At 70.6% G+C, this 25,755-nt stretch carries 25 protein-coding genes; 11 read left to right on the top strand and 14 right to left on the bottom strand.

The window, feature by feature from the left end; translation table 11 throughout:
* The 3 genes from AB0J09_RS23215 to AB0J09_RS23205 all read right to left on the bottom strand — a co-directional run.
* Window positions 1-1,851: BTAD domain-containing putative transcriptional regulator (locus AB0J09_RS23215; RefSeq protein ID WP_360694565.1), on the bottom strand; the 1,851-nt coding region annotated here is incomplete at its 3' end.
* Window positions 1,852-1,917: 66 nt separating this feature from the next.
* A complete protein-coding gene (locus tag AB0J09_RS23210) occupies window positions 1,918-2,976 on the bottom strand; it encodes a lysylphosphatidylglycerol synthase domain-containing protein (protein WP_360694562.1) in 1,059 nt (352 codons plus the stop codon).
* Window positions 2,977-3,025: 49 nt separating this feature from the next.
* Window positions 3,026-3,844 carry a PIG-L family deacetylase gene (locus AB0J09_RS23205; RefSeq protein WP_360694559.1) on the bottom strand — a complete coding sequence of 273 codons (819 nt, stop codon included), beginning with the start codon at window positions 3,842-3,844 and terminating at the stop codon, window positions 3,026-3,028.
* Between the two features lie 38 nt (window positions 3,845-3,882).
* Between AB0J09_RS23205 and AB0J09_RS23200 the strand changes: the two genes are divergently transcribed.
* On the top strand, window positions 3,883-4,980 hold the full coding sequence (locus AB0J09_RS23200) for a glycosyltransferase (RefSeq protein WP_360694556.1): 1,098 nt from the start codon (window positions 3,883-3,885) through the stop codon (window positions 4,978-4,980).
* Here the strand turns inward: AB0J09_RS23200 and AB0J09_RS23195 are convergent.
* Window positions 4,956-6,428, bottom strand: coding sequence for a DUF2079 domain-containing protein (locus AB0J09_RS23195; RefSeq protein ID WP_360694554.1), 1,473 nt, complete (start codon window positions 6,426-6,428; stop codon window positions 4,956-4,958). The genes AB0J09_RS23200 and AB0J09_RS23195 overlap by 25 nt on opposite strands.
* Window positions 6,429-6,521: 93 nt before the next feature.
* Window positions 6,522-6,896: a hypothetical protein gene (locus AB0J09_RS23190; protein ID WP_360694551.1), complete on the bottom strand. Its 375-nt coding sequence runs from the start codon at window positions 6,894-6,896 to the stop codon at window positions 6,522-6,524.
* 219 nt (window positions 6,897-7,115) lie between these two features.
* Here AB0J09_RS23190 and AB0J09_RS23185 point away from each other — a divergent pair, with 219 nt between their 5' ends.
* Window positions 7,116-8,207, top strand: a complete 1,092-nt coding sequence (locus AB0J09_RS23185) for an aromatic ring-hydroxylating dioxygenase subunit alpha (protein WP_360694568.1) — start codon at window positions 7,116-7,118, stop codon at window positions 8,205-8,207.
* Here AB0J09_RS23185 and AB0J09_RS23180 read toward each other — a convergent pair.
* Window positions 8,177-8,731 (bottom strand): DUF1707 domain-containing protein, encoded by a 555-nt coding sequence (locus AB0J09_RS23180; protein ID WP_360694548.1) that lies wholly within the window; start codon window positions 8,729-8,731, stop codon window positions 8,177-8,179. The genes AB0J09_RS23185 and AB0J09_RS23180 overlap by 31 nt on opposite strands.
* A gap of 185 nt (window positions 8,732-8,916) precedes the next feature.
* Between AB0J09_RS23180 and AB0J09_RS23175 the strand changes: the two genes are divergently transcribed.
* Window positions 8,917-9,840 (top strand): anti-sigma factor RsbA family regulatory protein, encoded by a 924-nt coding sequence (locus AB0J09_RS23175; protein ID WP_360694545.1) that lies wholly within the window; start codon window positions 8,917-8,919, stop codon window positions 9,838-9,840.
* 155 nt (window positions 9,841-9,995) lie between these two features.
* On the opposite strand, the gene AB0J09_RS23170 is transcribed toward AB0J09_RS23175, so the two are convergent.
* Together AB0J09_RS23170 and AB0J09_RS23165 are read right to left on the bottom strand one after the other, a co-directional pair.
* Entirely contained in the window at window positions 9,996-10,970 is a 975-nt protein-coding gene (locus AB0J09_RS23170; RefSeq protein ID WP_360694542.1) for an aldo/keto reductase, read from the bottom strand.
* Window positions 10,967-11,317 carry a MerR family transcriptional regulator gene (locus tag AB0J09_RS23165; protein ID WP_360694539.1) on the bottom strand — a complete coding sequence of 117 codons (351 nt, stop codon included), beginning with the start codon at window positions 11,315-11,317 and terminating at the stop codon, window positions 10,967-10,969. The genes AB0J09_RS23170 and AB0J09_RS23165 overlap by 4 nt, the downstream gene beginning before the upstream one ends.
* Window positions 11,318-11,533: 216 nt before the next feature.
* On the opposite strand from AB0J09_RS23165, the gene AB0J09_RS23160 reads away from it, so the two are divergent.
* The gene (locus AB0J09_RS23160) at window positions 11,534-12,163 is read left to right on the top strand and encodes a DUF998 domain-containing protein (protein WP_360694536.1); all 630 of its coding nucleotides are present in this window, start codon (window positions 11,534-11,536) and stop codon (window positions 12,161-12,163) included.
* Here AB0J09_RS23160 and AB0J09_RS23155 read toward each other — a convergent pair.
* The gene (locus tag AB0J09_RS23155; RefSeq protein WP_360694534.1) at window positions 12,124-12,489 is read right to left on the bottom strand and encodes a hypothetical protein; all 366 of its coding nucleotides are present in this window, start codon (window positions 12,487-12,489) and stop codon (window positions 12,124-12,126) included. The genes AB0J09_RS23160 and AB0J09_RS23155 overlap by 40 nt on opposite strands.
* A gap of 84 nt (window positions 12,490-12,573) precedes the next feature.
* Between AB0J09_RS23155 and AB0J09_RS23150 the strand changes: the two genes are divergently transcribed.
* The 6 genes from AB0J09_RS23150 to AB0J09_RS23125 all read left to right on the top strand — a co-directional run bounded on the left by AB0J09_RS23150 (window position 12,574) and on the right by AB0J09_RS23125 (window position 18,108).
* Entirely contained in the window at window positions 12,574-13,032 is a 459-nt protein-coding gene (locus tag AB0J09_RS23150; RefSeq protein ID WP_360694532.1) for a universal stress protein, read from the top strand.
* A gap of 100 nt (window positions 13,033-13,132) precedes the next feature.
* Window positions 13,133-14,449 carry an APC family permease gene (locus AB0J09_RS23145; protein WP_360694529.1) on the top strand — a complete coding sequence of 439 codons (1,317 nt, stop codon included), beginning with the start codon at window positions 13,133-13,135 and terminating at the stop codon, window positions 14,447-14,449.
* Window positions 14,450-14,645: 196 nt separating this feature from the next.
* Window positions 14,646-16,058, top strand: coding sequence for a methionine--tRNA ligase (locus AB0J09_RS23140; RefSeq protein WP_360694527.1), 1,413 nt, complete (start codon window positions 14,646-14,648; stop codon window positions 16,056-16,058).
* 59 nt (window positions 16,059-16,117) lie between these two features.
* Window positions 16,118-17,095, top strand: a complete 978-nt coding sequence (locus AB0J09_RS23135) for a phosphotriesterase-related protein (RefSeq protein ID WP_360694525.1) — start codon at window positions 16,118-16,120, stop codon at window positions 17,093-17,095.
* 53 nt (window positions 17,096-17,148) lie between these two features.
* Window positions 17,149-17,526, top strand: a complete 378-nt coding sequence (locus AB0J09_RS23130) for an STAS domain-containing protein (RefSeq protein ID WP_360694522.1) — start codon at window positions 17,149-17,151, stop codon at window positions 17,524-17,526.
* A gap of 162 nt (window positions 17,527-17,688) precedes the next feature.
* Window positions 17,689-18,108 carry a hypothetical protein gene (locus tag AB0J09_RS23125; RefSeq protein WP_360694519.1) on the top strand — a complete coding sequence of 140 codons (420 nt, stop codon included), beginning with the start codon at window positions 17,689-17,691 and terminating at the stop codon, window positions 18,106-18,108.
* A gap of 43 nt (window positions 18,109-18,151) precedes the next feature.
* Here the strand turns inward: AB0J09_RS23125 and AB0J09_RS23120 are convergent, their stop codons facing one another.
* The 3 genes from AB0J09_RS23120 to AB0J09_RS23110 are packed head-to-tail and all read right to left on the bottom strand — an operon-like array spanning window position 18,152 to window position 21,230.
* Window positions 18,152-18,280 (bottom strand): hypothetical protein, encoded by a 129-nt coding sequence (locus tag AB0J09_RS23120; RefSeq protein ID WP_360694515.1) that lies wholly within the window; start codon window positions 18,278-18,280, stop codon window positions 18,152-18,154.
* A gap of 30 nt (window positions 18,281-18,310) precedes the next feature.
* Entirely contained in the window at window positions 18,311-19,960 is a 1,650-nt protein-coding gene (gene ilvD, locus AB0J09_RS23115) for a dihydroxy-acid dehydratase (protein WP_360694512.1), read from the bottom strand.
* 49 nt (window positions 19,961-20,009) lie between these two features.
* Window positions 20,010-21,230, bottom strand: coding sequence for a saccharopine dehydrogenase C-terminal domain-containing protein (locus tag AB0J09_RS23110; RefSeq protein ID WP_360694509.1), 1,221 nt, complete (start codon window positions 21,228-21,230; stop codon window positions 20,010-20,012).
* Window positions 21,231-21,330: 100 nt separating this feature from the next.
* On the opposite strand from AB0J09_RS23110, the gene AB0J09_RS23105 reads away from it, so the two are divergent.
* A complete protein-coding gene (locus AB0J09_RS23105; RefSeq protein WP_360694506.1) occupies window positions 21,331-22,071 on the top strand; it encodes a TetR/AcrR family transcriptional regulator in 741 nt (246 codons plus the stop codon).
* 203 nt (window positions 22,072-22,274) lie between these two features.
* Here the strand turns inward: AB0J09_RS23105 and AB0J09_RS23100 are convergent, their stop codons facing one another.
* Both AB0J09_RS23100 and AB0J09_RS23095 read right to left on the bottom strand, forming a co-directional pair.
* Window positions 22,275-23,327, bottom strand: coding sequence for a hypothetical protein (locus AB0J09_RS23100; RefSeq protein ID WP_360694503.1), 1,053 nt, complete (start codon window positions 23,325-23,327; stop codon window positions 22,275-22,277).
* 330 nt (window positions 23,328-23,657) lie between these two features.
* The coding region (locus tag AB0J09_RS23095) for a Tex family protein (RefSeq protein WP_360694500.1) at window positions 23,658-25,755 on the bottom strand (2,098 nt) is incomplete at its 5' end.

The following is a 25,755-nucleotide window of genomic DNA, read 5'->3' as shown; positions in this document are numbered from 1 at the left end:
GCGACCGCGACGAAGTACTCCAACTGCCTCAGTTCCATGACTGGAAATTCTAGTTCCTATGAGAACCATCTGTTGGACTTCTGGTCCGGGACCCGACACGGCGATCAGCACGTCGAGGTCGACGTCGCGGCCGATCACGGCGGCCTGGAGCAGGATCTGCTGCGCGCCCGAAGGCAGCCGCGAGATGCGCCGCCGCAGCACGTCGCGCACACCGGAAGGCACCCGCGAGAGCACCTGGGTCGCGCTGGCCCGATCGGCCGCGCCCTCGGCGTCGAGCAGGCGCACGGTCTCGCGGACGAAGAACGGGTTGCCGCCCGTGCGCTCGACGATCGACTCGACCGCGTCCTCGTCGATCTCGCGTACGCACGTCGCCTTGACCAGCTCGGCCACGGCCTTCGGGTCGAGCCCCGACAGGCCCACGCGCACCGGGCTCAGCCTGGCCAGCGCGGCCAGCACGTCGGACTGTCGGTCGTCCAGCTCGCTGTCCCTGCACGTCACCACCAGCAGCACCCGGCTGGTGGCCAGCAGGCTCGGCAGCGCGCGCAGCAGGGCGAGCGTCTGGTCGTCGGCCCAGTGGAGGTCTTCGAGCGTCAGCAGCACCGGTGCGCGGCGCGCGACCCCGGCCAGGTAGCCGCCGACCGCGCGGTGCAGCCGGAAGCCGCCGGACGCCTCGTCCTCGTCGGGGTCGGGGGCGGCGTCGTCGAGCAGCGGCGCGAGCAGCTGCGCGTATTCGCCTGCCCCGGTAGTGCCGGTGAGCGTGCGCAGGATCTCCACCCACGCCCAGCCCGGCGGGGTGGCGCTGGAGTCGGGGCACGCGCCGGACGCGGCGATCCAGCCGTCGGCGGCGAGCCTGCCCTCGAGCTGGCGCAGCAGCGTGGTCTTGCCCGCGCCCGCGACCCCGGTCACGATCGCGACCTGGAACCTGCCCGTGCGCGAGGCCGCCGTGGTCAGCCTGGCCAGTTCGGCGTCCCTGCCGACGAACGGCTCGGGCTCCAGCGGCGGTGGCTCGACGGCCACGGCCGGCCTGGGCGGCCAGGTGTCGGTGACCGGCGCGGCGGGTCGTGCGGGGCGCGCCGGGACGGCCAGGTCCAGCTCGGGCGACTGGGCCAGGATGTCGGACTCCAGCTTGCGCAGCGCGGGACCCGGGTCGATGCCCAGCTCGTCGGCCAGGATGTTCCTGGCCCTGCGCAGCGCGGCCAGCGCGTCGCCCTGCCGGCCGCACCGGTAGAGGCCGAGCGCCAGCAGCCGCCAGCCCTCCTCGCGCAGCGGGTGCTCGGTGGTCAGCGCCTCCAGGTCGGGCACGGTCTCGGCATGCAGGCCCAGCCGCAGCCCGGTGTCGGCGTGCCGCTCGCGTGTCACAAGACGTAGCTCCGCCAGGCGGTTGACCTCGGCCTCAGCCCACGACTGGTCGGCGAAGTCGGAGTAGGGGGTGCCGCGCCACAGGCCCAGAGCCTTCTCCAGGCGGCCGCGGGCGGACTGTGGATCGCCCTCTTCGAGATGCTCGCCCGCCGCGCGTACGAGCTGCTCGAACCTGAGCGCGTCGACCTGGTCGGAGGCCACCCGCAACGCGTAGCCGGACGCGACCGTCACCAGCAGGCGGTTGGGCCCACCGCGCGGGCGGCCGGGCTCCAGCACCCGCCGCAGGCGCGAGATGTAGACCTGCAGGCCCGACTGCGCGCCCTTTGCCGCGTCGTCGTCCCACAGATCGTAAAGAAGCGTGTCAACGGGCACGACCTGACCTCTGGCCACGAGAAGCCGGGCGAGGACGGCCCGCTGCCGCAACCCGCCGAGGTCGAGTTCGTCGTCGTGTTCGTACGCCTCGACTGGCCCCAGAACTCGGAACGCCACCATGTCAGCCGCCACGCTATGCGGGCCTATGAATCACGCACAAGGTCTTTGATGGGTTTGGGATTGTCACTACTGGGCCTTCGAGATCGCGGACGGGGGCTCCGCGCCGGCGTTCCGGCCGTTGCGCCTGCGCAGCAGTGCCCATGCGCCCAGTGCCAGGCCGCCGAACGGGATCTCGATAGTGTAAGTCCAGAAGCCGAAAAGCAGTGCGGTCGCGATCGCGGGAGTGGCCGGCACACCGAACGCCGAGATGAGCAAGGCGGCCACGCCGCTCTCCATGATCCCCGCTCCGCTGGGCGTGATCAGGGCGCTGGTCAGGACCCTGGACAGCGCGAAGACGGCGATCGACTCGGCCGGGCCGGGCCAGGCGCCGGTGGCGTACATGCAGGCCGCCATGATCGCCCACTGGAAGCCGAGGAAGAACACCATGCCGAGTGACAGCCCGAGCCAGCGGGTCCTGACGACGCCGGCGGTGTCGGCGCGCAGCTTGTGGAACGCCTCCGAGGCGTGGATCTTGAGCCGGAGCAGCCGGCTGATGCCGTCGAGCGCGCGGCCGAGCACGTCGGCGGCGCGCTCCCAGTAGAGGGCGACGGCCACGATCACGCAGAGCACGAGGATCGAGACGGCCCCTGTCCACCCGGCGTTGGCGACGGTCGTGTTAGGCGCCTTGCCCGCGGCCAGCAGCGCGATGATCCCGACGGCCGGCAGGATGAACCTGAACAACGTGTTCCAGATGCCGCTGACCAGCGTCATCACCACGATCGACCGGCTGGTGAACCCCCATCCCTTGGTCATCGCGAACGTCACCGCCACGCCGACCGCACCGCCGAACGGCAGCAGGTTGCTGACCGCGCTGCCCGCCGCGTTGATCGTGAGGCCCTGCAGGTTGTTGAGGCCGGGCAGGGAGTTGGTCAGCACGAACGTGTACGCCAGCAGGCTCAGCAGCCACAGCGCGCTCATCAGCGCGATCTCGCCGGCACCGAGCGTGCCGAAGACGGCGCCGATCTGGTGCCAGGAGACGGGCTTGCCGGTGAGTGTGTGCACGATCTGCGGCAGGAAGACCACGAGCAGCACGGCGAGCCCGAGCGACAGCACGGAGAGGGCGATCTGGAGCCACTTGTTCTTCATCGGGGTCCAGTCTGACGGGTCGCCGGACAGGCAACGTCCTCCGAAGGGATTATTTCGGCCACCGGTCGAAGGGATGAGTGAGCCGGGTGCCGGGCGGCAGGTCGCGGCGTACGTACCACTCGGTGCCGAAGACGAAGCGGTAGATCGGGCGTGGGACCTTCAGCATGACGGCGAGCGTGCGGTCGCTGTCGCCGCCGCTGGCCTGGGAGGCGTGCGCGGCCATGGACGCGCGTTTCTGCCTGGTGTATTTCCTGACGTTGACCCGGTGGGTGATCGTCTCGTTCGACGAGTAGGCGCTCTCGAACGTCCGTACGTCGAACTCCGGCGGGAACTTGTAGAACCGGCCCGCCAGCCGCAGCAGCCTGACCAGCGGATCCCGGTTGACCGTCGCCTCCAGGACGATCTCCGTGCCGGCGATCTTCGCTGCCCGCTTGCCCACCCGGTGCACCTGCACGTGGTCGGGATGCCCGTATCCGCCCGCCGGATCGTAGATCGCCAGCAGGTCGGCCTGCTCCTCCTGCAGGATCGCGGCCAGTGCCTTGGCCGCCGCCTCCGTGTCGGCGTCGATGAAGGCGTTGTCGGGCCGCTCTTCGGCGATGCCGCCCTTCGGGCTCAGCCCCGAGTCGCCGTAGCCGAGGCACTCCACACGCGCGCAGCCGAGCAGCGCCGCCGACTTGTAGAGCTCCTTGAGCCTGGTTTCGCCGAGCGCCTCGCCCGGCTCCATATCGGCCAGCCCGCGCTCGCCCGCGGTGGCCACCACGAGCACCACGCGGTGTCCCTCGGCCGCGAGCATCGCCATGGTGCCCGCCGTCAGCAGGGCCTCGTCGTCGGGATGGGCGTGGAAGAACACAGCGGTACGTGGAGGCACACGCCCAGATTAGTCTGGGAGGGGTGCGGATCTTTCACGTGAGTGACTGTTACCTGCCGCGACTCGGCGGGATCGAGGTCCAGGTGGCCGATCTCGTGCGGATGCAGGGGGAGGCTGGACACGACGTTTCCGTGGCCACGGCGACCAGGGGAGAGGCGCTGCCCGGCGTCCACAGGATCGTCGCCAGGATGCCGTTCGACCTGCCGGTGCATCCGTTCGGCGTGGGGCATCTCACGCGCCGCATCACCTCCCTGCGCCCCGACGTGGTGCACGTCCACACGGGTGCGGTCTCGCCGTTCGCCTGGATGGGCGTGCGGGCCGCGGCGCGGGCCGGGGTGCCGTGCGTGGTGACCGTGCACAGCATGTGGGATCCGGCCACGCGGATGGTCTACCGGCTGCTGCGGCTGGCGTTCGGCTGGCAGCGGTGGCGGCTGGTGGCGACCACGGTCAGCAACGCGGCCGCGGGGCCGATCCGCGCCGTGGCCGGGCCCGAGGTGCCGGTCCGGGTGGTCTCCAACGGCCTCGACTTGTCGGGCTGGGCGCCTCCTCCGGGGATCCCCGACCGCCGTGAGGAGGTGCACATCGTGGCGGTGGGCCGGCTGGCGCCGCGCAAGCAGCCCGTGCGCCTGCTGAGGCTGCTCCAGGCGGCGAGGGCGCGGGTGCCCGCCCGGATCCCCATGCGCGCCACGATCGTCGGCGACGGCCCCGCCCGCGGTCAGATGGAACGTTTTCTCGCCAGGCAAGGCATGGCCGAGTGGGTCTCCCTGCCGGGCCGCTACACCCGGGAGCAGATCGCGAAGGTGCTGGAGTCCGCGGACGTGTTCGTGGCGCCCGCGCCGCGCGAGTCGTTCGGCATCGCGGCGCTCGAGGCACGGGCCGCGGGTCTGCCCGTGGTGGCCAGGGCGCAGAGCGGGGTCGCCGACTTCGTCAGGAACGGCACGGAAGGGCTGCTCGGCCGCACGCTCGGCGACCTGGCCCGCGCGGTGGCGCGCCTGTGCACCGACTCCGGGCTGCGCGAGTCGATCGCCGCGCACAACCGCGCGACGGCCCCGGCCGCGGGCTCGTGGCCTACGGTTCTGGCGGGGTTCGAGCTGGCCTACGAGGAGGCGGTTCAGTCGCGGCGCAGCACCACGTAGCCGTCGCGCTCGAAGACCTTCGCGTACCCGTCGGCCTCCAGCTCGGCGACCGTGGCGAGCTGCTCGTCGGGGGAGCCGAAGGGGAACTCCCAGCGTGAGGTGTCGGCCACCACCCACGGAGCGCCGTGCGACTTGGCCGTCCACAGCAGGACGGTGGTCCTGGACGTCAGGGCGGGACCGAGGGAGTTGACCGCCTCGACGGTGACCCCGGAGGGCACCTTGCTCGCGGCCTCCGCGGCGGCGGCCGCCTTGGGCTCCTTGTAGAAGGCCGGATGGTAGAGCTGGTCCAGCGAGAACTTGGGCACCAGGGTGAGCGCGACCACGCAGGCCGCCGCCGACCAGGCCAGCTTGAGCGAGGCGTGCTCATGCTCGTCGGAGCGCTTCAGCCGGCGCAGCAGCCTGGCCAGCCCGTCCACGCCCGCGCAGAAGAGGATGATCACCGTGAAGGCGCTGTACTGGAAGTCGGCCTGCCACCACAGCGACCGGTCGGACAGCATGCGTTCGAGCACGTGCGGCAGCGCCATCAATGACAGCGGCGAGAGCAGGCACAGCATCAACGTCGGCCAGGCCAGCAGGAGCAGCGTGTCGACCTTGGCCTCCTCGCTGAACGGCAGCAGGAGCGCGGCGAGGGGGTCGCGGACGATCCCCAGGATCGCGCCGGGAAGGTCGTTGCCGAGGTGCCCGTAGGCCCAGTAGTCCGTGGCGTCGCCCCCGAAGACCGAGGTCACCAGGCCGCGGGCGAGCAGCAGGCCGCCGAGGCCGAACATCACGCAGAGCACGCCGCGCCACCGGTCGCCCAGGACGATCAGGCATAACCCCACCCCGGCCACCATGAGCCCCATGTCCTCCTTGACCAGGAGGAGTCCGAGCATCGCCAGGAACGCCGACAACGTCCTGCCGGCGTGGTAGCGCTCGATCATGATCGCGGTGAGCAGCGGGACGAACATCACCTCGTGCACGTCGAACGCGACCGCCTGCGCCACGGGCCACGACAGCGCGTACGCCACGGAGACCAGGTAGGCGGGCGCGACGCCCAGCACGCGCCTGGTGTAGCGCCACAGGAAAGGGATCGCCGCGGCGAACAGCACCGCCTGCGCCACGATCAGCGTCTCCGGCCCGTCGTGGATCCAGTAGAACGGCGACAGCAACGCATAGATCGGCGAGAAGTGGTCGGCGAGCTGGACGTAGTCCATGCCCCGGTCGGAGAACATGCCGCGCACCGGGATGTACGGCGGGTGGAAGGCGGCGTAGTTACGCACAGCCTGATCCACGATCACCAGGTCGAACGTGGTGGCCCGGAACGTGGTCAGCTTGACCAGCCCCAGCACGGCATAGGCCACTGCGGAGACGAGCGCCAGAGCGCTCACTCGCACGCGGTGGCCGGAGAGCCGGGTTCTCCACAAGGCGGCGGACGCCCCCGTTCGCACCGCCAGAGTCTCACCCGTCACAGGCAGCAAGACTAGAACGAATCCACCTCAACATGGCGCGGCCGCCGTGCCGTCCTGCCCCCCACAGGCGGAACGGCGACCGCGGGCCCAACGTCAGGAGCAGGCAGCCGTGATCTTGCTCGTGAAGCCGTTCATCTTGCCGCTGAACTCGGCCACGCTGCTCAGGTCGCCCTTCTCCATGGTCTCGAACCCGGCGGCCAGGTCGTTCAGCGCGGCGGCGACGTCGCCGTCGTACTTGCCCGCGAGCTCCTTGGTCTTGTCCGCCGCGGTCTTCGAGGCCTTCCCGAGGGCCTCCTTGTCCGTGGCGCTGCTCGCCATCGCGGAGCTCCACTCGCTTGCGATCTTGCTGGCCTCGCTGGCGGCCGTGTTGCAGTCAACGGCCTGGCCGATGGCACCGCAGGCGGTGGTGAGGACGGCAAGGGTCAGCGTCGCGGCCGCGACGGCCAGACGACGACGAGGGGGAGTCATTTCCATGCCCTTCGTAGGTTTAACGAACGAAGGGAACATTATGGATCAGTCCTTGACCGTCACTTGCACCCCACTAACACCATGCGTATCAAGCCGGTGTAAAGCCGTGCAGGGCGGGCGGCTACCTCTTGACATCCTCGTGAAAGCCGACTGACGATGTCGCATATAGAGCAACTCGGTGCGTAATACGCAACAGAGGGGTGCCGGTTGACCAGCTTGATGCCCACGCTTCCCGGCCGCTCGTACACCGACCCCGAGGTGTTCGCCGAGGAGCAGGCCAAGATCTTCGAGAGCCTCTGGTTCTGCGCGGTCAGGGGCGAGGACGTGCCGAGGCCGGGCGCGTTCAGGACGGTCCAGGTCGGCGGGGAGAGCGTGATCGTGGTACGCGGCCGGGACGATCGGCTGCGCGCCTTCCTCAACGTCTGCAGGCACCGCGGCGCCCGCCTCTGCCTTGAGCCGGAGGGCGAGGTCAGGAGGACGATCAGGTGCGCGTACCACGCCTGGTCCTACGACCTCGACGGCCGCCTGGCCGCCGCCCCGAACCTGGCGAAGATGCCCGACATCGACCGTGTCGAATACGGACTGGTGCCCGTGCACCTGCGCGAATGGCTGGGGTACGCGTGGGTGTGCCTGGCCGCGGAGCCGCCCTCGTTCGAGGAGACGGTGACGTACGCGGCCATCGAACGGCTCGGGGACCCGGCCGCCATCGAGCGTTACCACGTGGACAAGCTCGCGCTCGGCCGCAGGATCGTCTACGACGTCAAGGCCAACTGGAAGCTCATCGTCGAGAACTTCATGGAGTGCTACCACTGCGCCACCATCCACCCCGAGCTGGTCGCCGTGCTGCCGGAGTTCGCGGGCGGCTACGCGGCGCAGTACTACGTGGGTCACGGCGCGGAGTTCGCCGAGCGGATCGAGGGGTTCACCGTGGACGGCAGCCCCGGGTTCGGCAAGCTGCCGGACGTGTCACAGGACCAGGACCGCCGCTACTACGCGATCACCGTCAAGCCGCAGGTGTTCGTCAACCTCGTGCCCGATCACGTGATCCTGCACCGCATGTTCCCGTTGGCGGTGGACAGGACCGTGGTCGAGTGCGACTGGCTCTACCACCCTGACGTGGTGGCCTCCGGCGCCGACCTGTCGCTGTCGGTCGAGCTGTTCCACCGCGTCAACGAGCAGGACTTCGACGCCTGCGAGCGGACCCAGCCCGGGATGTCGTCACGCGCGTACCGCGAGGGCGGGGTGCTCGTGCCCAGCGAGCACCACATCTCGCTCTTCCATCAGTGGGTGAACCAGCGCCTGCGCGGATAGCGCACTATGAGCCCGCCGTACTTCGTCCTGCCGCTGACCACGACGTAGAGGGCACCCGGGTGAGGTCTGCTCGGCACGTTGGAGGTCGTGGTGTGGCCCCAGTCGCTGCGGAACGCGTCGACGTTCGCCACCCCGCCCTCCGGCAGGATGATCTTGGCGGAGCCGTACGTGAGGTCGAGTTCGATGTCCACGACTGGATGGGTGACGACGGCTTCGGAGAGGTCCAGCTCGACGCTGCCGTACTTGGAGATCGCCCGCAGCCGCCGGGGGACGGCCCAGTCGCCGGAGCGCTTGATGTGGCCGTTCTTGGACTCCAGCTCGACCACGTCTTCGACATGCGGCTGCTCGACGGGAAGATCGTCGATCAGGCCCAGCAGGTCGCCGTAGGTCTTCGCGGTCAGGGCGATCTCGAGGCGGTCTTCGAGCTCCAGCTGGGTGAGGCGGCCCTCGCTGAACGCGCGCTGCAGTTGCTGCGCGGTCCGCTCCCGGTCATCGTCGGAGACCCGCATCTGCAATTCCGACATGTCCCTGAGCATAGGTTCGCATCGCTCAGAACGGGAGGCGTCGGCCGGACGGGGTGCGCAGATCCAGAGGGAGTAACCTGCTGGCGGGGCGGGGACGGCGGATGAGTTGGATTCTGCTCTTCACACATATTTAGGTACCCAACGGATTGTCTTGAAGTCATCAACCTTGGGTAGCGTGAAGTCTGATGTTGGCGGAACCATTCGTGCATCCGGCGCTCTTCTACCGGGGCGACCGGGAATACGTGGCTGCCACCACCGCGTTCGTCCGCGCCGGACTGGCTCTCGGTGAGCCTGTCGCGGTCGCCGTCCCCGCCGCGAACCTGGCGCTCATCGAGGCTGCGCTGGGGGGCGACGCCAAGTCGGTGCTCCTGCTCGACATGCAGGAGGCCGGGCGCAACCCGGGGCGGATCATCCCCGCCGTGCTGCGCGACTTCGCCGACCGGCATCCCGGTGGTCACGTCCGGATCATCGGCGAGCCGATCTGGGCCGGGCGCACCGACACCGAATACGGGGCCGCGGCGCAGCACGAGGCGCTGATCAACTGGTCGTTCGCGGGGCGGCGGGTCACGATCCTCTGCCCGTACGACGCCGTGCGGCTGGCGCCCGGGGTCATCGATGAGGCGGCGCGCACCCATCCCGTGCTGCGCGACGCCACTCGGGAGTGGCCCAGCGCCGACTACGCGCCCGAGCTGGTGGTCTCGGGGCACAACCTGGCGCTGGGGGAGCCGGCCGAGTTCGTGTCCCTGCGCTTCGACCGCACCAACCTGTCGGCGGCCCGCGGGCTGGCCGCGCGGCGGGCCGCCGAGGTGGGGTTCTCCGGCGACCGGCTCGACGACATCCGGCTGACGGTGGCCGAGCTGGGCGCCAACAGCCTCGACCACGGGGGCGGCTCGGGGACGATCCGGGTGTGGACCGAGGGCGGGCGGCTGGTGTGCGAGGTCAGCGACTCGGGGCACATCACCGACCCGCTGGCGGGGCGCCGGCCCGTTGATCCCCGTCACTCGGGCTCGCGTGGGCTGCTGATCGTGAACCTCCTCAGCGACCTCGTACGCATCCACACCCGCGCGGGGGAGACCGCCATCCGCGTCTACTTCGACATCCCCAAGTAAGGCCGACCCGGGTCGCCGGCCGACGAGGTTCCCGCCCAGCCGGCCCGCCCGGCTACCCGCCCCCTCTAACCCGCGCCGTACTTCGGCTGGGGTCCCTTGGAGGGGGACGCAGGGCCGTGACGGCGCGGGCGGTGGGGTGTGAGCGCGGCGGAGGATTATGCCTCGATTTCCGACATGTCCGGGTAGCGGGTGCCGGTGACGGCGTCGGTGGGGATGGCGCGGGTCAGGGCGTCGAGCTGGCCGGCCGTCAGCGTGATGTCGGCCGCCGCGGCGTTCTCCTCCAGGTACTTCAGCCGCTTCGTCCCCGGAATCGGCACGACGTCGTCCCCCTGGGCCAGCACCCAGGCCAGGGCGAGCTGCGCGGGGGTGATCCCGGCCGCGTCGGCGATCTTCCGTACCTCCGTCACCAGCGCCGCGTTGCGCTCGCCGCCCTCGCCCGAGATGCGCGGCATCCACCGGCGGACGTCGTCCTCGGGCAGCTCATCGACCGGCGGCAGCGCGCCGGACAGGAGGCCGCGGCTGATCGGCGAGTACGCCACCAGCGCCACGCCCAGCTCCCTGGCCGCGGGCAGGATCTCCGCCTCCAGCCCCCTGGTGAACAGCGAGTACTCGCTCTGCAGGGCCGCGATCGGGTGCACGGCGGACGCCTGGCGCAGCGTGTCCGCGCTCACCTCCGACAGCCCGAGGTGGCCTACCTTGCCCTGCTCGACCAGTTCGGCCATCGCGCCGACCGATTCCTCGACGGGCACGTCCCTGTTGCGCCGGTGCATGTAGTAGAGGTCGATGTGGTCCACACCGAGGCGCTGGAGCGAGGCGTCGCAGGCCGCCCTGATGTACTCGGGGCTGTTCTCGATCGAGCGCGCGCCGCCGCCGCGCTTGACGCCGAACTTGGTGGCCAGCACGACCTCGTCCCGCCGGTCCTTGATGGCCCGGCCGACGAGCTCCTCGTTGGCGCCGAGTCCGTACGTGTCGGCCGTGTCCAGAAAGTCGACGCCCAGGTCGAGGGCGCGGTGGATGACGGCGATCGACTCCTTCTCGTCGCCCGGGCCGTAGAAGTCGGACATGCCCATGCAGCCGAGGCCCAGCGCCGAGACCTGGGGGCCGCCGTTTCCGAGTGTGCGCTTGTTCATGCCAGTTCCTTGTAACGGTCGATCTTGTCGTCCAGCACCTTCAGGTCCTGGGTCAGCTCGGCGATCCTCGACCTGACGCCCTCGCGGTGCAGCTCAAGCAGCTCCCGGCGCTCGTCGGCGGTGTGCTCGCCCATGCGCCGCAGCTCGGCGTACCGGCACATGTCGGCGATCGACATGCCGGTGGTCCGCAGCTTGGTGAGGAACTCGAGCCACTGCAGGTCCTGCTCCGCGTAGTCGCGGTGCCCGCTGTGGTCGCGGCCCACGGAGTGGATGAGCCCGATGCGCTCGTAGTAGCGCAGCGTGTGGGCGCTCAGTCCCGACCGCTGGGCGGCCTCCTGGATCGTCATACATTCAGGTTCGCCCTTCGAGTGCGCTCTAAGTCAAATCGGGGTCGTGCACCCCGTACGCACCCTGAGGGGGGAGTCCCTACCCAGGGGTGCGTTCGCGCAGGTTGCCGGGGCATCCCAGGGGTTGTTCCGACCAAGGTATTAGGGGATCGATCAGGGCCGTTTCGGGTCCATCTCCGATACTCCGCGAGCGCGCATTCCCCGAGTTTTGAGGGCATGAAGGGATTGCTTGTCAGCGGATTCGCGGCCATCGGCACCGGGAGCGGCGCCATGCTCACTTTGCACGCCGAATCGAATCTCGACCCGTTGCACAGCGTCATCAGCGAGTACGCCTTCCAGGCGACCGGCTGGTTGCTGCCCGCCTCGCTGACGTTGTTCGCGGTGGGCTCCGCGTTGATCGCCGAGGCGCTGCGCCGGGCCGGGATGAGCCGCTGGGTCGTCGCGCTGCTGCTGGCGTGGGGGGCGAGCATGTTCCTGATCGGCGCCTTTCCCACCGACCGACCGGGCGTGCCGCTGTCGTTGTCCGGAGGCATCCACCGGTACGCCGCGTTCGCCGCGTTCCTGGTGATGCCCGCGGCGGGGATGCTGCTGGCCAAGGCGAAGATCCGGTACGCCAGGGCGGTGCGGATCCTCAGCGGGGTGGCCCTCGGTGCGCTGCTGCTGGTCGTGGTCCCGTACGTGGTGCGGATGTTCGGCATCCCGCTGACCAACGATGACATCCCGGCGGGGCTGACCCAGCGGGTGGTGGTCGTCACCGAGCTGGGCGTGCTGGCGCTGGCCGGGCTGTCGATGCTGACGCCGTTGGCTCAGCGCTCCCAGGGCGGCTCTTCGCCCATCTTGGCGTAGTAGCGCGCCAGGTGCTCCTTGACGGGTTCGATGTCCTTCTTCGGCAGATCGATCCCGCCCCGGGCCCCCTGCACGACCGCGGCCGCTGCGAACACGGCCCGCGGCACCGCCTTCGGCTCCCCGTCCACGACGTCGGCGATCGGCAGCTTGTACGCGCCGAACTCGTCGGCGTCGTCCGCGTCGTACCAGACGAAGGCCTGGCGGTATTTCGCGTTCGGCCCGTCTTCGGCGCCGGCCCACTTGCGTATCCGCTTCTCCGCCTCGTCGCCGTCCCACTCGCGGTCGCGCTCGGCGAGGGGCAGGTCCTGGAATCGCGTCACGGTCATGAATGGCGGCATACCCCTGACACAGGCGTGAAACGAGCTGTGCGGGAAAGAGGTAGGCCCTGACCTCGTAAAGGAGTAGGTGGAATGACGATCTTGATTGCGTACGACGGTTCGGACGACGCCAAGGCGGCGATCGCCTTCGCGGGGGAGATCATGCGGGGCGAGTCCGCGGTCGTGCTGACGGTGTGGGAGCGGATGGCGATGACCTCCGCCAGGGCCTCCGTCGGGCTCATGATGACGGTCGACCAACTGGGCGAGGAGGACAAGGCGATCGAGGAGGCGATGGTGGAGCTCGCCCAGCGCGGCGCGAACCTGGCACGCGACGCCGGGCTGGACGCCATCCCGCGGTGCGACGTGGACTCCCTGGCCGTCTGGTCGACCATCGTCGACGTGGCGAACGAGATCGACGCCAAGCTCATCGTGACCGGGACCCGGGGCCTGGGCGGGGTGCGCTCGCTGCTGCTCGGCAGCACATCCGACCGGGTGCTGCACCACGCGCGCCGGCCGGTGCTGGTGGTGCCCGCCCCTGAGAACAGCACGTGACGAGGGCTACCGCGACAAACGTTCACCCGGGCGTTGGGGTGGATTGTCGGTGGGGTGCGGCAGAGTAGGAGCCTCCTGAGGTGGGGGAGGAGGCGGAGACGTGCCCGAGGAGCTCTCGCGACGGCTGGGGACCACCGACGCGGTCGTCGTGGGCCTGAGCGCGATGATCGGCGCGGGCGTGTTCGCCGCCCTCGCGCCCGCCGCGGACGCCGCGGGCAGATGGCTGCTCCTCGCGCTCGCGCTCGCCGCCGTCGTGGCCTACTGCAACGCCACCTCCTCGGCCCGGCTGGCCGCTCTCTACCCGGAGTCCGGCGGCACCTACGTCTACGGCAGGCGGCGGCTCGGCCCGCTGTGGGGCTACCTGGCGGGCTGGGGTTTCACGATCGGCAAGACCGCCTCGTGCGCGGCGATGGCCCTCACGTTCGGCGCGTACATCGCGCCTGACCTGGCGCGGCCCCTGGCCGTCGGCGCGGTCGCCGCGCTGACCTTACTCAGCGTCTACGGCGTGCGGCGCTCGGCCGGGGTCGCCAGGGTGATCGTGGTGTTCGTGCTGGCCGTGCTCGCCGCGGTGGTGGTCGCGGGCCTGTTCGGCGACGACACGGTCACGTTCGGCTGGTTCTCCTACACGCCGCTCGCCGAGTCTCGGTCCCTCGATGCCTGGTACGGCTCCGCACCGTCCCCACCCGGTCAGGAGGGCGCCGACGTGTGGGGCGTGTTGCAGGCGGCCGGGCTGCTGTTCTTCGCGTTCGCCGGTTATGCCAGGATCGCCACCCTCGGCGAGGAGGTGCGTGACCCGGCCCGCACGATCCCCCGGGCGGTCGGCATCGCGCTGGGCATCACGTTCGTCGTCTACACGCTGGTCGCGATGGCCGCGCTGCGCGCGCTCGGGCCGTGGTTGCTGGCCAGGTCCCCGGCGCCGCTGGCCGAGGTCGTCAGGGAGGCAGGGGCCGCGTGGCTGGTGCCGGTGGTGGGGGTCGGCGCCGCCGCGGCGGCGCTGGGTGCGCTGCTGGCGCTGCTGCTCGGCGTCTCACGCACCGTGCTGGCCATGGCGCGCGAGCGTGACCTGCCGGGCGTGCTGGCCGCCGTGGACCCGGTGCGTCAGGTGCCACGGCGGGCCGAGCTGGCGGTCGGGGGCGCGGTGATCGTGCTGCTGCTGGTCGCCGACCTGAGGGAGGCGATCGGGTTCTCGTCGTTCGGCGTGCTGGTCTACTACGGCATCGCCAACGCGTGCGCGCTCACGCTCCGCCCCGACGAGGGCGCGCCGCCGAGGCCGGTCCCCGCGCTCGGGCTGGCGCTGTGCGCGCTGCTGGCGGCGACCCTCCCCTTGACGTCGGTGCTCGCCGGGCTGGCGGTCTTCGCGGCCGGCCTGGCCGTGTGGCTGGTACGCCGCCGCACCGGCCGCACGGGCGCAGGCTGACGCGCTCCCACGGCCGCTCGTCGCGGCGCGCTGCGGGCAATCCGGTGGCTTGGGCCGCCCGAAGGCCGCTAGCATGAGCGGCATGACGACGTGCCTGGTGATGATGGCCCCCTAGGGGGTTTCACCGGCGACGTCTTGTTGAGGCCCTGCGACCCGGGGCCTCTCGTCGTGTTCGGGGCCCCTTTGGAGGCAACCGATGTACATCACGACGACCATCCCCTACGTCAACGCCCGCCCCCACCTCGGGCACGCCCTGGAGCTGGTGCAGGCCGACGTGCTGGCCAGGCATCATCGGCGGCGGGGCGAGCCGGTGCGGTTCCAGACGGGCACCGACGACAACTCGCTGAAGAACGTGCTGGCCGCCGAGGCCGAGGGCGTGCCGGTGCGGGAGCTGGTGGACCGGAACGCGGCCGCGTTCGAGGGTTTGCGGGGACCACTGGACCTGTCGTTCGACTCGTTCATCCGGACGAGCGCCCACGCCGGGCACCGCGCCGGGGTCGAGCGGATCTGGGAGGCCACGAGGCACGACCTCTACCAGCGGCATTACGAGGGGCTCTACTGCGTGGGCTGCGAGCAGTTCTACCCGGAAGGCCCCTGTCCCGACGGACATGAGGCGCCGTTGCAGCACGTGTCCGAGGAGAACTGGTTCTTCCGCCTCTCCCGATACCAGGACGTCCTGAGCGAGCTCATCCGCTCAGGACGGCTCAGGATCGAGCCCGTCGCGCGGCGGAACGAGGTGCTGGCGTTCATCGAGGCGGGGCTGGACGACATCAGCATCTCGCGGTCCGCCGCCCGGGCCCGCGGGTGGGGCATCCCGGTGCCCGGCGACCCGAGCCAGGTGGTCTACGTGTGGTGGGACGCGCTGGCGAACTACATCACCGCGCTCGAAGGCGATGACTACGGCCGCTGGTGGGTCTCCGAGCCGCGCAAGGTGCACCTGATGGGCAAAGGGGTGATCCGGTTCCACGCGGTGTACTGGCCCGCGATGCTCCTGTCCGCGGGCGAGCCGCTGCCCACGGGGATCTTCGTGCACGACTACCTCACGGTGAAGGGCCGGAAGATCAGCAAGTCGGCGGGCAACGCGGCCGATCCCCTGGCGCTCGTCGACGCGTACGGGGTCGATGCCGTGCGGTGGTGGCTGCTGCGCGAGGTGCCGCGGGTGGGCGACGCCGACTTCACCGAGGAGCGGCTGATCGCCAGGGCCGACGAGGACCTGGCCAACGGACTGGGGAACCTGGTCAACCGGGTCGTCACCATGGTCCACCGCTTCCTGGACGGCCACGTGCCCCCTGCAGGGGAGGCGCTCGTCGAGGTGCCGGTGGACGAGGCGCTGGAGGCGTTCGACTTCCGGCGGGCGGCGATGGCCGTGTGGGCGATCGTCGAGGAGGCCAACAAGTACGTCGAGCGCACCCAGCCGTGGCGGCAGACGCGGGCCCAGCAGGAGGTCTCGCTCGGGACGCTGGTGCACGCGTGCCGTGAGCTGGCCGTACAGCTCGAGCCCTTCCTGCCGACCGCGGCGGCGCGTGTGGCCGCGGCGGTGGACGGTGAGCGGCTGCCCGGGCCGGAGCCGCTGTTCCGGCGGCTTGCCCGGGCCGGGGCAGGTGGTTGACGGGGGTCGTGGACGAGCTTAGGTTGAGCGCCGACAGACCAGCCGGTATGGAGGCGCGCATGCCCACCGTCGAAACAGTTCGCGGACCCATAGACGTTGACCGGCTCGGGCAGACGCTCATGCACGAGCACGTGTTCGTCCTCTCCACCGAGCACCTGGACAACTACGGCAAAGGTGCTTGGTGGGACGAGGAGTACCGGGTGGCGGACGCGGTCGCCAAGCTCAACGCGGTGGTCGCGAAGGGCGTGCGGACGATCGTCGACCCGACGGTGTGGGGCCTCGGCCGGTACATCCCGCGCATCCAGCGCATCGCCGGGCAGGTGCCCAGCCTGAACATCATCGTCGCCACCGGCATCTACGCCTTCGAGGAACTGCCCCACCAGTACGAGCACCGCGGCCCCGGCCTGTTCCTCGACATGCCGGACCCGATGATCGACGACTTCGTACGCGATCTCACCGAGGGCATCGCCGACACCGGCGTGAAGGCCGCGCTCCTGAAGTGCGTGGTCGAGCAGAAGGGCCTGACGCCCGGCGTCGAGCGCATCTGCCGGGCCGTCGCGCAGGCGCACGTGCGCACCGGAGCGCCGATCACCGTCCACACGAACGCCTTCACGCAGAGCGGCCTGCTCGCGCTCGACCTGTTCGCCAAAGAGGGCGTCGACCTGGCGAAGGTGATCGTCGGGCACGCGGGCGACAGCAACGACCTCGACTACCTCATGCGCATGGCCGACACCGGTGCGACGCTGGGGATGGACCGGTTCGGCCTGGACGCCTACAACCCGACCACACAGCGCGTGGCCACGGTCGCGGCGCTCTGCCAGCGCGGATACGCCGACCGCATGGTCCTCAGCCACGACACCGCCTGCTTCATGGACTACTTCGGCGGTGCCTGGGACGAGGCCCGCTCAACGCTCGCACCTAACTGGCGCTACGATCACATTCACGACGACGTCTTGGCCGCACTGCTGGACTCGGGTGTGACCGATGACCAGATTGAGCAGATGCTGGTGTTCAACCCGAAGCGCTACTTCTCGTAAAGTGGTCGAAAGGCGCAGCGGAACGGGCAAGCAACGCAGGTAGGTGGAGCTGGGTGACTTCGGAGCAGGCCTTGTCGATAAGCCTCGGACTCCAGGGACCCTGCGTCATCGCGCGGCTGACGGGGGATTTCGACTTCGGGTCCGCGGCGGAGGTGCGTGACCGCGTCACCAAGGCCCTCGATCTCACCCAGCCACCGATGCTCGTCATCGACATGCAGGCCGTCAGCGTCTGCGACTCCTCCGGCCTGTCCGTGCTGGTCTACCTGCACAAGGCGGTCACCGCCTCGGGCGGGCGGCTGCTGCTGTCGGGGCTGAACGGCAGGTGCAAGCACCTGTTCGCGATCACCGCGCTCGACAAGTTCTTCGACATCCGCAGCACGGCCGAGCTGGCCATCGCCGAACTCAACGACACCGGGGACGCGCCGCTGTGAGGAGCGTCCACCTCGCCGGATAAGTCCGATATAAGCGGATAACCGTTTCGTATCGGATCTTCTTGGCGAAACGTTGGTGTTAGCGCTTTCCTGATAGTAGTCGAACAAGTACGAGTCGCTGCCGACAGGGGGGAGCGACTGTTCTCTGCTACAGGGGGCGAAATGATCAAGCGTCTTGCCGGCACGGCCTTAGTGGCGGCGACCGCGACCACGCTCATGGCGGCGCCCGCCAGCGCGTCGGCGACCGCGGGAACATCGGAGACGACGGCCAGCGCTCAGCTCATCAGCACCAGGGTCTACTTCGGCCGGTGCAAGGACACCTGCCTGATCAAGGTCCGGGTCAGGAACACGTCGTACAAGACTCTCTACAACGTGAAGCTCAACGCGCGCCTCACTGTCAACGGCCGGAAGGCCGGGTCCTGCTACGACTATGTGGGCACCATCGGCCCTCGCAGGATCAAATGGGCCGCCTGCACCGTGCGCACCGCGACGCTGGCGCAGATGTGGAACAACTGGCTGGACGGTTACTCCAACTTCAACCGGTACGCCAGCACCAACGTGTCGTACAGGTACTACCGCTGAGTGACCGCCAGGGGCCGGGCCGACCCCCGGCTGGGCCCCTGGCTCACGCGGTGATGAGGAGCGCCACCCCGATCAGCACCACGACCGGGACGAGCCACATCACGGCCTCGACAGCGAACTCCTTGTACATCGCGTAAGTCTCCTTCTGAGGGCGAACGTCACTGCGCAGCATAGCGGGCTCGGTGAGCTGCTCGATCCTGGCTCAGGCCGTGACCGCGCCGTCCGAGGCGGAGCCGACCGTCGCCATGTACTTGGTCAGCACTCCCCGCTCGACCTCCCTCTCGGGCCGCTTCCACGAGGCCCGGCGCGCCTCCAGCTCCTCCTCCGGCACCACCAGCTCGATCGTCCCCGCCGCGCTGTCGATGACGATCGTGTCGCCGTCGCGTACCAGCGCGATCGGCCCGCCATGGTACGCCTCGGGCGCCACGTGCCCGATCACCCGCCCGTGCGAGACCCCGCTGAACCGCCCGTCGGTCACCAGGGCAACCGAGCTCCCGAGGCCGCGGCCGACGAGCGGGCCCGTGATCGAGAGCATCTCGCGCATGCCGGGACCGCCCGCGGGGCCCTCGTAACGCAGGATGATGACGTCCCCGGGCACGATGAGCCCCTCCTCGATGGCCACGTAGCAGTCGTTCTCCGAGTCGAACACCTTGGCCGGGCCCTCGTGGCGGAAGTCGTCCTTGCCGCCCAGCTTGAGCACGCAACCGTCAGGTGCGAGGGAGCCCCGCAGGATGGCCAGCGCGCCGCGCGGCTTGAACGGCTCCGCCACGCTCGCCACCACCCGCTGCCCCGGCGTCTCCTCGGCGTCCGCGGCGACCTCGGCCAGCGTGCGGCCGTCCACCAGCGTGACGTTCTCGCGCAGCAGCCCGGCCTCCAGCAGACGGCGCACCACCAGCGAGGTGCCGCCGGCCCGCCACAGGTCCAGCGCCGTGTGGTCGCCACCGCTCGGCTTGAGCCCGGTGATGATCGGAACCTCGCGGCAGACCTCGCCGATCTCGTCGATGCGCAGGGACAGCCCGGCCTCGCGGGCGATGGCCAGCAGGTGCAGGACGGCGTTGGTGGAGCCGCCCATGGCCGCGACCGAGACGATCGCGTTGTGCAGGGCGTCCTCGGTGAGCACGCGCGAAGGGCGGGCGTCGCGGGCGAGCGCCTCCATGGCGATCTCGCCCACCCGCCGGGCCGCGGCGTTCTTCTCCTCGGCCACCGCGGGGATGTCGCCCACGCCGAACGGCGCCAGACCGAGGAAGTCGGCGACGCTCCCCATGGTGTTGGCGGTGTACTGGGCGGCGCAGGTGCCGGCGCCCGGACAGGCGTGCCTGGCCAGATCGTCCAGCTCCGCCTGGTCGAGGCGGCCGACGGCCCGCTCGCCGAGCGCCTCCCACATGTCCTGGATGGTGACGTCGCGGCCGCGCCACCGGCCGGGCATCATGCTGCCGCTGTAGAGGACGACGGAGGGCACGTCCAGGCGGGCGAGCCCCATGATCCCGGCGGGCACGGTCTTGTCGCAGCCCACGATGGCCACGAGGGCGTCGAAGCCGTGCGCGCGGCCCATGAGCTCGATCGAGTCGGCGATGACCTCGCGGCTGATCAGCGACGCGCGCATGCCGGGGGTGTGCATGGTGAGGTTGTCGGATACGGCGATCGTGTTGAACTCCATCGGCGTGCCGCCCGCCGCACGCACCCCCTCGGCGACGTGGGCGGCCAGTTCGCGATGGGTGAGGTTGCAGGGCATGGTGCCGGTCCAGGTGGAGGCGATGCCGACCACGGGGCGGCGCATCTCCTCCTCCGACCAGCCCATGGCGTACAAGTGGGAGCGGGCGGGCGCGCGGTCTGGGTCGTCGGCGATGCTCAAGGCGCAGTCCTTCGTCGTGCCGGTCGTTGCCCCACAATGATCCCAGCGCCTATTGCTCGCGCATGTGCCAGGGTGAGCCGTACTCCACCAGCAGGTCCAGGAACGGGCGCGGCTCGAACGCCTCGGGCCCCAGCACGCCCGCGCCCTTCCACACTCCGTTGGCCATCAGTTCCAGGGCGACGACCGGGTTCACGGCGGTCTGCCAGACCACGGCCTGGGAGCCGTACTCGCGCATCGACCATTGGTTGTCCACGACGTGGTAGAGGTACACCTCGCGCCGTCGGCCGTCCTTGACGCCCTTCACCCAGGTGCCGGCGCAGGTCTTGCCGTGCATGCGGTCGCCGAGGCCCGCCGGGTCGGGCAGCACGGCGGCGACCACGTCGCGAGGGGCGACCCGGGCGGTGCCGTCGTCGGTCCTGACGGCGACCGGCTCGGTGCTGTCCACACCGAGCGCGCGCAGGGTCTTGAGCTTGCCGATGAAGTCCTCGCCCAGGCCGTACTTGAACGTCACCCGCTGGGCGGGGATCCACCTCGGGACGAGCACCACCTCCTCGTGCTCGACGTTCACGCACTCCACGGGGCCGATCCCGTCGGGGAAGTCGAAGACCTCGGGCTCGCTGAACGGCTCCGTGGTGTACCAGCCGCGGTCCTTCTCGTAGATGACCGGCGGGTTGAGGCACTCCTCGATGGTGGTCCAGATGTTGAACGAGGGCGCGAACTCGTAGCCGTCCACGGTCAGGTTGGCGCCGTCCCTGATGCCGATCTCCTCGATCTCGTCGAACAGCTCGTCGGCGGCGTACCTGGCGAAGACGTCCGCCAGTCCGGGCTCCACGCCCATGCCGACCAGCGCCAGCCTGCCCTTCGCCGCCCACTCGCCGTCGCGGGCGAACTGGTCGTCGCCCAGCTTGACCCCCACCTCCTCGTACGGGCGGTCCGGGTGCGGCCTGGACATCGACATCGCCATGTCGAGGTAGTGGGCGTCGGCCGCGAGCGCCGCGTCGAACAGCGGCAGCACGAAACGTGGGTCGGTGGCGTTCAGGAGCACGTCGCACCGGTGCTCTTTCAGCAGCGCGACGACCGCGGCCTGGTCGGCGGCGTCAATCCTGGCGGGGGTGAACCTGCGCGCCCGCTCGCCCAGCGCGGCGACGGCCGCCTTGGCGCGGGGGAGGTCGTAGTCGGCTACGACCATGTGATCGACGAACGGGCGGCGCGCGGCGATACGAGTGATGGCGGTTCCCACGCCGCCGGCTCCGATGAGAAGGATACGCATGACGATAAATCCCCTTTAGAGGCATTTTGGGGGGTGTGTCATGAATACAACCTCGGTAGGCTGCTCAACGTCAATGGCGTTGGCATAAGGAGCTGTCATCGTGGCGAAGCGGGTGGTGCCGGAGGCGGCGCGCAGACGGCGACGTCCCACCAAGCTCGGGCAGGTCCTCACCCACCAGCTCATCGTGGAGACCGCCCTGCGCATGCTCCGCGAGCACGGGGCCGCCGGGCTGACCGCCCGCCGCCTCGGCCTCGCCCTGGGCGCCGACGCCAGCAGCATCTACCGCTATTTCCGCGGCATGGACGACCTGGTCCTCGCGATCGCCGACGAGCTGTTCGGCACCGCGATGGCCGACTGGCGGCCCGTAGGCGACTGGCGGGCCGACCTGCGCGACTTGGGGCTTCGCATCCACCACGCGTACTTGACGCACCCGCAGGCCGCGCTGCTGACCGCCAGCCGGGTCACCGGCCGGCCGAACGAGGTGGCCGGCGACGAGACCATCCTCGGGATCCTGCGCGGGGCCGGGTTCGCGGATCCGGACGCGGTGCGGATCTATCACGCGTTCATCGACCAGAGCCTGGCCTTCGCCATCCTGGACGCCGCGACCCTGGCTCTGCCGAAGGCCGCGCGCGAGACCGACGAGGAGGTGTGGCGCGCCACGTACGCCCGGCTGCCCGCCCGCAGCCACCCGAACATCGCCGCGACGGCGCCGCTGCTGGTGGCCCAGATGAACGACAGCGCCTACCCGACGGCCCTGGACATGCTCCTGTCCAGCGCGTCCGAGCAGCTCACCCGGAACCACCGGACGGCGCCGGATCCCGGCGGCGTCTGCACCCCGTAGTACTTCAGAGCCACGCCACATGTGCCCTCTCCAGAGGGACGCGGACTACAGGCGATGATCCAGGCGGCCGGACGGACGGCGGCTCGGCCCGCTGCGGCGGCTGCTGCGCCGCCCGGCGGCCTGGGCCGCGGTGGCGCTGGTGAACCTCGCCTCGATGACCATCTTCCGTGCGCTCGGCTGGTGGCGTTGGCGGGTCGGCCGGGTCAGGGCTGGTCGCGCTGGGCCAGGGCGATGCGTTTGCCCAGGCCGGCCAGGGAATCGTCGGCCATGAGCGCGGGCAGCCGCGGCGCGTCCGCCTCGACCTGGGCCAGCACCGCGGCATGCGCTCCGGAGAGCCGGCTCCAGGCCCGCACCACCTCCGGCATCGCCGCGATCGCCGACTCCGACAGGAGGGCCTCCCTGGGCAGCCACGACGTCAGGAACTGGGTGACCCGCGCCGGGCTCCACCACAAGGGACGATCGCCAACGAACTCGACCAGCTTCTCGAACGCCTCCCGCGCGCCGGGCAGCTCCGGCAGCTCGCGAAACCGGCTCACGGTGTCGTCGGGCGCCGGGCGTACGAGACCGGGAATCGCTTGAGCACGCAGGAGAGCGATCGGCCGCACGGCGGACAGCGTGTCGGCGACCATCGCCCCCATGATCCGGTCACCCAGCTCGAACGCGTCCAGCACCCGTCCCGCCACCGCCCCCGGCTCCTCGGGCCGCAGGTCCAGGTCGTCGAGGAACTTCACCTCCTCGACCACCGCGTCCACCGCCAACCCTCCGCTCACCTGGTCTATCGCGACGACGAGGAGGTGCGGCTCCTTGCCGTTCTCGTAGCGGAAGGACAGCGCCGCGAGAGTCTGCTCGCCGAATGGGTCGGCCTTGCCGTACCAGGCGCCTTCACACGTCACCCGCCCCATCCGCCGCACCCACCCGGGAAGCGTCTCGGCCACACCGTGCCCGGCACGTACGAAAATTCCGGCATCCACGAGTCTGTCGGCGGTCGCGCCCGCGTCTTCACCGTCGTGCGGGGGCGCGCCTCCACCGGCGGACGGGCTCAGGTCGGCCGCGGCGTTGACCACGGACAGGGCCGCGAGGGTGAGACGCGCCTCCGTGCCACCGTCCTCGGCCAGCTCCCGCAGGAACGGCTCCACCTCGTCCGGGTCGAGGCCGGCGGCGAGTCGCGCCGCCCACAGCTCGGTCCGCAGCGGCGACCGCCACCTGAGGAGGTCACGGGCCTGAGCGATCGCCGTGCCAAACGCTGTCGTGCTCACCCTTCGACCGTATCGCCCCGTCCCGCCACGCGTGCGGGACGGGACGCGGTGCCCCTCCCCGTGCGGGGGCACGCCAGCGGTGGCAGGCAGGGATGGCGGTCCCCGTCCCGCCATCCCCGTGGGGCGGCGCGCCACCGGTGCAAGATGGCGCTGGGTGGCGGACCGCCGATTTCTTGGTTGATCACCTGGCGTGGGGTGGCTTGCCGTTCCCCGGTGTCGCCCGTGGCGGCATGCCACCGGTGCGAGACGGCGCCGGGTGGCTCTCCGTCTCGCACCCCGTGCGGTGGCACGCCGTTCGGGCGGCCGTTGCCGTGGGCGGGTGGCGCCGGGTCAGTTGTTGCCCGTGAGGCCGGCCTTGCGGAGGGCCTCGGCCATGGCTCCCGTGGGGGCCGGGCGGTCCTGGCGGCGCTGACCGCCGCGCTGGCCGTCACCGCGGCCGCGCTGCTCGCCGCCGCCCCGCCGACCGCCGTCGCCGCCTCGGCCGGAGTCGTCGCCCCGTCCGCCGTCACCGCCTCGGCGGCCCTCGCCGCGGGCTCCGTCGCCTCGGTTGCGCTGGTCGTCGCCCCGCCCCTGGGCGCGGTCGCGCGGGCCGTTGCCCTTTCCGTCGCCCCGTGCGCCATCGCCGCGGCCCGCGCCCCTGCGGGGGCCGTCGCCGGCGGTCTGGGCCGGGGTCTCGTCCTCCAGGCGGAGGGTCAGGGAGATGCGCTTGCGGGGAATGTCGACGTCCAGGACCTTGACGCGGACGATGTCGCCGGGCTTGACCACATCGCGCGGGTCCTTGACGTAATTGCGGGACATGGCCGAGACGTGGACCAGGCCGTCCTGGTGGACGCCGATGTCCACGAACGCGCCGAAGGCAGCGACATTGGTGACTACACCCTCGAGGATCATGCCCGAGGCCAGGTCGGAGATCTTCTCGACACCCTCCTTGAAGGTGGCCGTCTTGAAGGCGGGCCGTGGGTCGCGGCCGGGCTTCTCCAGCTCCCGCAGGATGTCGGTCACCGTCGGCAGGCCGAACGTCTCGTCCGTGAAGCTGTTGGGCTTCATGGTGCGCAGCGCCGCCGTGTTGCCGATCAGGGACTTGAGGTCCGTCTTGGCCGCCGTGAGGATGCGGCGGACCACGGGGTAGGCCTCGGGGTGGACGCTCGACACGTCGAGCGGGTCGTCACCCCCGCGGATGCGCAGGAAGCCCGCGCACTGCTCGAACGCCTTGGGCCCGAGCCGGGGCACGCTCTTGAGCGCGGAGCGCGTCCGGAACGGCCCGTTGGCGTCGCGGTGGCGGACGATGCTCTCGGCCAGCGTGGAGCCGATGCCCGACACGCGCGTGAGCAGCGGCGCCGACGCGGTGTTGACGTCGACCCCGACGGCGTTGACACAGTCTTCGACCACCGCGTCGAGCGAGCGGGAGAGCTTGGACTCGGCCAGGTCGTGCTGGTATTGGCCGACTCCGATCGACTTGGGGTCGATCTTGACGAGCTCGGCCAGCGGGTCCTGGAGCCTGCGGGCGATCGACACGGCGCCGCGCAGTGACACGTCGAGCTCCGGCAGCTCCTGTGACGCGTACGGCGAGGCGGAGTAGACCGAGGCCCCGGCCTCCGAAACGACGATCTTGGTGATCGACGGCATGTGCTGGACCAGCTCGGCCGCCAGCTTGTCGGTCTCGCGCGAGGCGGTGCCGTTGCCGATGGCGATCAGGTCGACCCCGTGGCGCTGCGCGAGCGCGCCGAGGACGGCCAGCGACTGGTCCCACTGCCGCTTGGGCTCGTGGGGGTAGATGGTCGCCGTCTCGACGACCTTGCCCGTGGCGTCGACCACGGCGACCTTCACGCCCGTACGCAGACCGGGGTCGAGACCCATCGTGGCCCGGCTCCCGGCGGGGGCGGCGAGCAGCAGGTCGCGCAGGTTGGCCGCGAAGACCCGCACCGCCTCGTCCTCGGCCGCCTGCCACAGCCGCATCCGCAGGTCGATGCCGAGATGCACGAGGATGCGGGTGCGCCAGGCCCAGCGCACGGTCTCGCCCAGCCACTTGTCGGCCGGCCGCCCCTGGTCGGAGACGCCGAACCGGGACGCGATGCGCAGCTCGTAGTCGGGGCTGTCGTCCGGCTCCAGCGTGACAGACAGCACCTCCTCCTTCTCGCCCCTGAACATCGCCAGGATCCGGTGCGAGGGCAGCTTCGTGAACGGCTCGCCGAACTCGAAGTAGTCGGAGAACTTGGCCCCCGCCTCCTCCTTGCCCTCGCGGACCTTCGACACCAGCCGCCCGCGGCTCCACAGCTGCTCGCGCAGGCCGCCGATCAGGTCGGCGTCTTCGGCGAACCGCTCGATCAGGATCGCCCTGGCCCCCTCGAGCGCCGCGCCCGCGTCGGCCACGCCCTCGGTGACGAAGCCCTCGGCCGTCGCGGAGGGGTCGAGCGTGGGGTCGGCGAGC

The organism is Nonomuraea sp. NPDC049784, assembly GCF_040659615.1.
In the GTDB taxonomy this organism is placed as follows: Bacteria; Actinomycetota; Actinomycetes; order Streptosporangiales; family Streptosporangiaceae; genus Nonomuraea.
This window is presented reverse-complemented; position numbering and strand designations above follow the sequence as displayed.